Here is a 6,389-nt window from a genome sequence, read left to right as displayed (position 1 = left end):
TATTGTGCGATCGCATGGATTTAAATGTCTGGGAAGTACTAGATGCAGCCAATACGAAACCATTTGGTATCATGCCTTTTTATCCCGGACCTGGAGTAGGTGGACATTGTATTCCTCTAGATCCTCACTATTTGGAATGGAAAGCGAAAGAATTTAACTTTGAAACCCATTTTATCGCGTTAGCAGGGGAAATTAATCGCCGGATGCCTGAATTTGTCAGGGAAAAAATCTGGCGAACTCTAAATAAGTTAGGTATAGCTCCAGTTCACGCAAAAATATTGATGATTGGTGTTGCTTATAAAAAAGACTTGGGGGACTGGCGAGAATCTCCAGCTATTCATATAATCAATAGTTTATTAAAAGATGAGATAGATGTTTCTTACTATGATCCCTATGTACCAGGAATTACTATATCAGGTAAGACTTTTGAATCTGTGACTTTAACTCCAGAAATAATACCAAGTTTTGATTTGATCGTAATTACTACCGATCATACCCAAATTAATTACGTCAATATTGTGGAACAGGCAAAAGCTGTTTTAGATACGCGGGGTGTAACGAGAAATTTGAACTGCAATCGGGATAAGGTGACCCTATTATGAGTCAAGTTGTTGTAGTTGGTGCTGGGAATTGGGGTAAAAACCTGGTTCGTAATTTTCATACTTTAGGTGCTTTAGCTGGAGTTGCAGAAACCAACCCTAAGTTGAGAACTAAAGTGGAGGCTGATTATCCTGGATTAGTTACCTATTCTGACTATCAGCAAGTATTAGAGTCGGATATTTCTGCAATTGTCTTGGCTACCCCAGCACCAACTCACTATAAGTTTGCGATCGCGGCTTTAGAAGCAGGAAAAGATGTGTTTGTCGAAAAACCTATCACACTAAAAACAGCAGAGGCTAAAGCCTTAGCAGAATATGCTGACAAACACTCGCGTATTTTGATGGTGGGGCATTTGCTACTTTATCAACCTGCGATCGCTTGGATGCGAGATTATTTAACTAGTGGTAAAGCTGGGAAGGTGCTTCATGTCGCAACTCAAAGAGCAAAGCTTGGTAAAGTGCGTCGGGAAGAGAATGTTTGGTGGTCTTTTGCACCTCATGATGTTTCAGTAGTATTAGACTTACTAGGAAATCCTCCCATAGAAAAAGCGGAAGCTGCGGGTCAGGCAATATTACAACCAAATATTGAAGATAATATTCATGTAGACTTATCTTTTATAGATGGTCAAACTGCTCATCTCCATTGTTCGTGGTATTGGCCATTATTGCAACGCAGTACCACCGTTATCACTGAAGAACAGATGTTAGTTTATGATGAAGTTGCTCAACAAGTAACTGTGCATCATAAAGGAGTTGACGAGAATCTCAACAATCGAGATGGAGGAAGTCAGGTTATGGATTTCACCGCATCAGAACCTTTAAGAATTGAGTGTTCCCATTTTCTAGAATGTTTGCAGACTCGTAAAAAACCACATTCAGATGGTTGGAATGGTTTGGCTGTGGTAGATATTTTGGAAAAAGCACAGGAGGCGATGGTATATGGCTGATTACTTTGTTCACGAATCATCTTACATAGATGAAGGTGCTGAAATTGGTGAAGGAACCAAGATTTGGCACTTTTGTCATATTTCAGGAAAAGCGAAAATTGGTAATAAATGTTCCTTAGGACAAAATGTTTTTGTTGCTAACAATGTAGTTATAGGAAACAACTGTAAAATTCAGAATAATGTTTCTCTATATGAAGGCGTAATTTTAGAAGATTATGTCTTTTGTGGTCCAAGTATGGTGTTTACTAATGTTAAGACACCCCGTTGTGAATTTCCCCGAAACACTAGTGATGATTATCATCAGACTTTGGTGAAACGAGGAGCAAGTATTGGTGCCAATGCAACTATAGTTTGTGGTGTCACTTTGCATGAGTATGCATTTGTTGCTGCCGGTGCAGTTGTTACTAAAGATGTTCCTGCTTATGCGATGGTGACAGGAGTTCCAGCAAAAATAACTGGTTGGATGAGTGCTTGTGGGGACGTACTAAAATTTGATGAAAACGATTGTGCAATTGACTCAACAGGTAGAAAATATCAGTTAATATCTGGTCAGAAAGTAAAACAAGTTAGCTCAGAAGCTAAAAATTCTGAGTTAGTAACTCAAGCTAGTTAAAGCAAATAGAATATTAGTTTGTCAAGTAAAGTTTATTAAATACAATAACTTACTTGTTACTAAATCAAGAGTGAGTTTAAAGACTCCAAGCGTAGTTTTTTATGAAGAAACTAAATAACTCATACTTAAAAGCAAAAAACTCTTTTGCTTGTCATTATAAGATGACTAGTTTATCCTAGATTGACTATTTAATTAGGAACATTCCGTGAAAATTCCGATTTTAGACCTCAAACCACAATATGAAAGTATCAAGGAGGAAATACAAACTGCTATTTCCCACGTGCTTGAATCTGGTCAATTTATTATGGGACCGGAAGTTAAGGAATTTGAGCAGGAAGTTGCTCAATATTTAGGTGTCAAACATGCAATAGGGGTAAATTCCGGTACTGATGCTTTGGTGATTGGTTTAAAAGCTTTGGGTATTGCTGAAGGGGATGAGGTGATTACCACTCCTTTTTCCTTTTTTGCTACTGCTGAATCAATAAGTAATGTGGGAGCAAAACCAGTATTTGTAGATATTGATCCTATAAGCTTTAATATTAATCCAAAGGCTATCAAAGCAAAAATTACATCCCGTACTAAAGCAATTATGCCTGTTCACCTTTATGGTTGTCCGGCGTCAATGGCACAAATTATAAATATAGCCCAAGCTCACGATTTGAAGGTGATTGAAGACTGTGCTCAATCTTTTGGAGCACGTTACTACGGAGATAATACGAGCACGGCGATCAATGGTAAACATACAGGTACAATTGGTGATGTTGGAGCTTACTCATTCTTCCCTTCTAAAAATTTGGGTGCTTACGGCGATGGCGGTTTAATAGTGACTGATAATGACCAAGTAGCCGAGTTAGCTCGGGCGTTACGGGTACATGGAGCCAAGAAGAAATATCACAATGAAATGCTCGGCTATAACTCTCGTTTAGATGCTCTACAAGCTGCGATTTTAAGGGTGAAGTTAAAGTATATAGATACTTGGAATCAGGGTAGATATAGAGTTGCAAAAACTTATAATCATTTGTTGGCGGATGTCGCAGGGATAATTACACCGGAGTTGGTTAAGGGTCATGTGTTTCATCAGTATACGATTAGGGTAACTGATGGGAAGCGTGATGAAGTGAAGGAATTTTTGGCTTTTGAGGGTATTGGTTCAATGATTTATTATCCAATATCACAAGACCAGTTACCTGTTTATCAGGGTCAGCATGAGATTAATCCAATGAGTGAGTTGCTGAGTGGGGAAGTGTTAAGTTTACCAATCTGGGCGGAACTTCAAAAAGAAGTACAAGCAGAAGTTACTAACAAAATAATTTCTGCCTTGAGAAAAACAATTTCTGCTGTAGCATGAAGAGTCTAATTCAACGACTGAAGAAATTCACATATCAAAGTGCTTTTGTAAGTAGTGTAACAGTGTTAGCGGGGAGTACTGCAATAGGTCAGGGTTTAGTTTTTTTAAGCTTACCTTTACTCACACGCTTATATACTCCTCAAGATATGGGTTGGTTTGGTCTTTTCACAGCATTTATCAATATTGCTACAGTTGCAGCATCGTTATTATACGAGGCGGGAATTGTTGCGGCAAAGAATGACGAAGAAGCTGCCTATTTAACTATTTTATCTCTTTCTCTTGCAATCATAACTACACCTATAGCTGCATTAGTTTTTTTTGCTCTAGTTAGATTTAATCTTTTTGGTTTTGGTAATATCCCCATTAAAACCATATTTTGGGTATGTTTGGCATTCTTGCTAACAGCAATATTTAAGGTATTAAAATATTGGTTAATTCGGCAAAAGCTTTTTAAGCTGATTGGTAAAGTAATAGTCATTCAAAGTGGTGTTAGATCTTTCAGTCAAGTGGAACTGGGCTTACTTCCATTTGGATGGTTAGGTTTATTTATTGGTGATATTATTGGTCGGGGTTTTGGCATTGGAAGAATGCTCAAATATGCTAGACGGGATATAATTTATCTTACTCAACCCATTAAAATAAGGAAATTAGCTCAAGTTGCCCGTCGTTACTCAGAATTTCCTGCTTACTCTTTACCTTCATCACTAATTAATATACTAGCCCAAAGCTTGACTGTTCCTATCATCACTCAGCTTTACGGGGTAACAGCAGGAGGATACTTTGTACTTGCCCAACGTACTCTTACTCTTCCCTTAAGTTTAATTAGTCGTAGTGTTGCTGATGCATTTCATAGTCAAGTTGCTTCATATGCTCACCTTGAACCTACCAAAGTAAAATCTTTTTTTTTGCAAACAGCAAAGACTCTAGCTTTAATAGGATTTATTCCTACTTTAGGAATAGCAATATTAAGTCCACAGCTATTTAGTTTAGTTTTTGGTGCAAATTGGAATCAGGCAGGTTTACTAGTTACAATCATGACACCTTGGGCATTAGCAGGTGTCATTGTGAGTCCCCTGAGCAGAATTGTATTTGTTTTAGGAAGACAAAGATGGAAGTTAATTTATGACATTTTTGCTTTAACGAGTTTGATAATGGTTTTATACATAGGGTTTATATTCCAATTATCACTTATAACTTCAGTTGCGTTTCTTTGTATGACAAACGTAATTGCCTATGGATTATATTTTCTAATTTTATTTAGAATTGCTCATATAAATACTGGCAAAAAAAATTAAATATTCATTTTTAATTTAATTAATATATTTTGGTATACCTTTTACTGTAAAAGATGAAAATATCTACATCATGTTAAATAATGAATATAATTAAATCTCGACTATATCTTCAATTTTAGTATTACTATTATGTTTGTTTTTTGTTAAAAAAATGAATATTAATTATCTGAAATATCAGCTAAAAATATTAAGTTAATATTTTGAGAATATGAAATGAAAAAAATTATTAATTTATGTAGCATTTTAATATTTTTGTTTTTTAGTTTATGTTTACCACTATATAATTATTTAGCGAATAAAGAAATAGTCGTCATTAGGAATATTATTTATTTTATTTGCTGTATTGCTACATTTATTGTATTGGCAAATTATTTCCATAAGCTTAAGTTTAATCATCCATTTGTGTTCAGTTTAATTATTTTATTGTCGTGGAATTTATTTTATTTGTTAATCAGTTATTATCATTATAATCTTGATGATTCGCAGAGCGACATGATTGCGATCACTTATTTTTTATTTGCATTAGCACTCGGCATACAGCTAAAAGATTTGGCTGATAAAAAGTATTTTTTATTCGTAACATTCGATGTTTGGTTAATAATTTGTTTAATTATTTATTCCAGTACAAATTTCATGTATTTTCAGGCTTTTTATGGCAAATACAACGAAGATTTTTCTGGTTCTTATCAATTGATAGGTGATACATTCGCATTTGTATCCATTCTATTATTATGTAGACTAGCTACATTAGTTCACACGCAAAAAGAATCTAAAAAAATCCCTATAAAAAATAATATTTTGAGTTATGAAGCAATAATTTTTGTATCTATAAATTTGACAACAATTACAAGTATTATATTTTTGTTTTTGAACTCTTCAAGAGCATCATTTTACTCATCTCTACCAGTGTTTTTTTATATAAACTACTGTTTTTTTTCTAGAATTAAAGCCAAACGAATTTATATGTTCATATCAATTTTAATTGTGAGCATTATCATTTCATTGCTTTTATTTAATACATCATTTTTGTCATATATTGATTTTTCATTTTTAATTTATAATAGAAATTTAGAGTTTATAACAACTAATAATTCTACGTCTTTAGCAGGTAGAAAAAATGTCTTTATAATAGGTTTCCAAGATATCATGTACAGTCCCATTATTGGGAATTATGTAGATAGAATGATTGATAGAGGAAAAGGCTCATATATTCATAACATTTTCGGTATGCTTCAGGATTTCGGCATGCCAGCTTTCTTAAGTTACCTGTGTTTAATCATTTATTGTATGAGATATTTTTTGCATTCATGGAAATCTACTAATTACTACATGAACATGCTTTTTAATAGCATTTTTATATTTAGTATAGTAGAACTGTTTGTATTTAGATATCCTTTAGGATTTTATTTAATTTTTGTTGTTTTTGGCTTAGTATTAAAACTAACATCTGTATCGAAACATATATATTAAGGGAAAAATACTGTAGACATTAATTGAGATATAAACTTCACAATTAAGTACTCATGCAAAAATATTCATATATTTGCATTTGTGAATATTGTTGAAATAACCTCTAATCCTTTACTG

Annotated in this window: 6 protein-coding genes; all 6 read left to right on the top strand. The window is 34.0% G+C overall.

Annotation, left to right across the window (positions count from 1 at the left end):
* A partial coding sequence (locus QNJ50_RS17330; RefSeq protein WP_300637426.1) for a UDP binding domain-containing protein occupies positions 1 to 602 on the top strand: 602 nt, incomplete at its 5' end.
* Positions 599 to 1,546, top strand: a complete 948-nt coding sequence (locus QNJ50_RS17325) for a Gfo/Idh/MocA family oxidoreductase (RefSeq protein ID WP_300637424.1) — start codon at positions 599 to 601, stop codon at positions 1,544 to 1,546. The genes QNJ50_RS17330 and QNJ50_RS17325, both read left to right, overlap by 4 nt.
* Positions 1,539 to 2,159 (top strand): acyltransferase, encoded by a 621-nt coding sequence (locus QNJ50_RS17320; protein ID WP_300637422.1) that lies wholly within the window; start codon positions 1,539 to 1,541, stop codon positions 2,157 to 2,159. The genes QNJ50_RS17325 and QNJ50_RS17320 overlap by 8 nt, the downstream gene beginning before the upstream one ends.
* A gap of 205 nt (positions 2,160 to 2,364) precedes the next feature.
* Complete coding sequence (locus QNJ50_RS17315; protein WP_300637420.1) at positions 2,365 to 3,507, top strand: DegT/DnrJ/EryC1/StrS family aminotransferase; 1,143 nt, start codon at positions 2,365 to 2,367, stop codon at positions 3,505 to 3,507.
* Positions 3,504 to 4,802 carry an oligosaccharide flippase family protein gene (locus tag QNJ50_RS17310; RefSeq protein WP_300637418.1) on the top strand — a complete coding sequence of 433 codons (1,299 nt, stop codon included), beginning with the start codon at positions 3,504 to 3,506 and terminating at the stop codon, positions 4,800 to 4,802. The genes QNJ50_RS17315 and QNJ50_RS17310 overlap by 4 nt, the downstream gene beginning before the upstream one ends.
* A gap of 492 nt (positions 4,803 to 5,294) precedes the next feature.
* Positions 5,295 to 6,272, top strand: a complete 978-nt coding sequence (locus QNJ50_RS17305; protein WP_300637416.1) for a hypothetical protein — start codon at positions 5,295 to 5,297, stop codon at positions 6,270 to 6,272.
* Positions 6,273 to 6,389 lie beyond the last annotated feature (117 nt).

Origin of the sequence: Mastigocoleus sp. MO_188.B34 (genome assembly GCF_030065675.1) — a bacterium.
Classification (GTDB): Bacteria; Cyanobacteriota; Cyanobacteriia; order Cyanobacteriales; family Nostocaceae; genus Mastigocoleus.
This window is presented reverse-complemented; position numbering and strand designations above follow the sequence as displayed.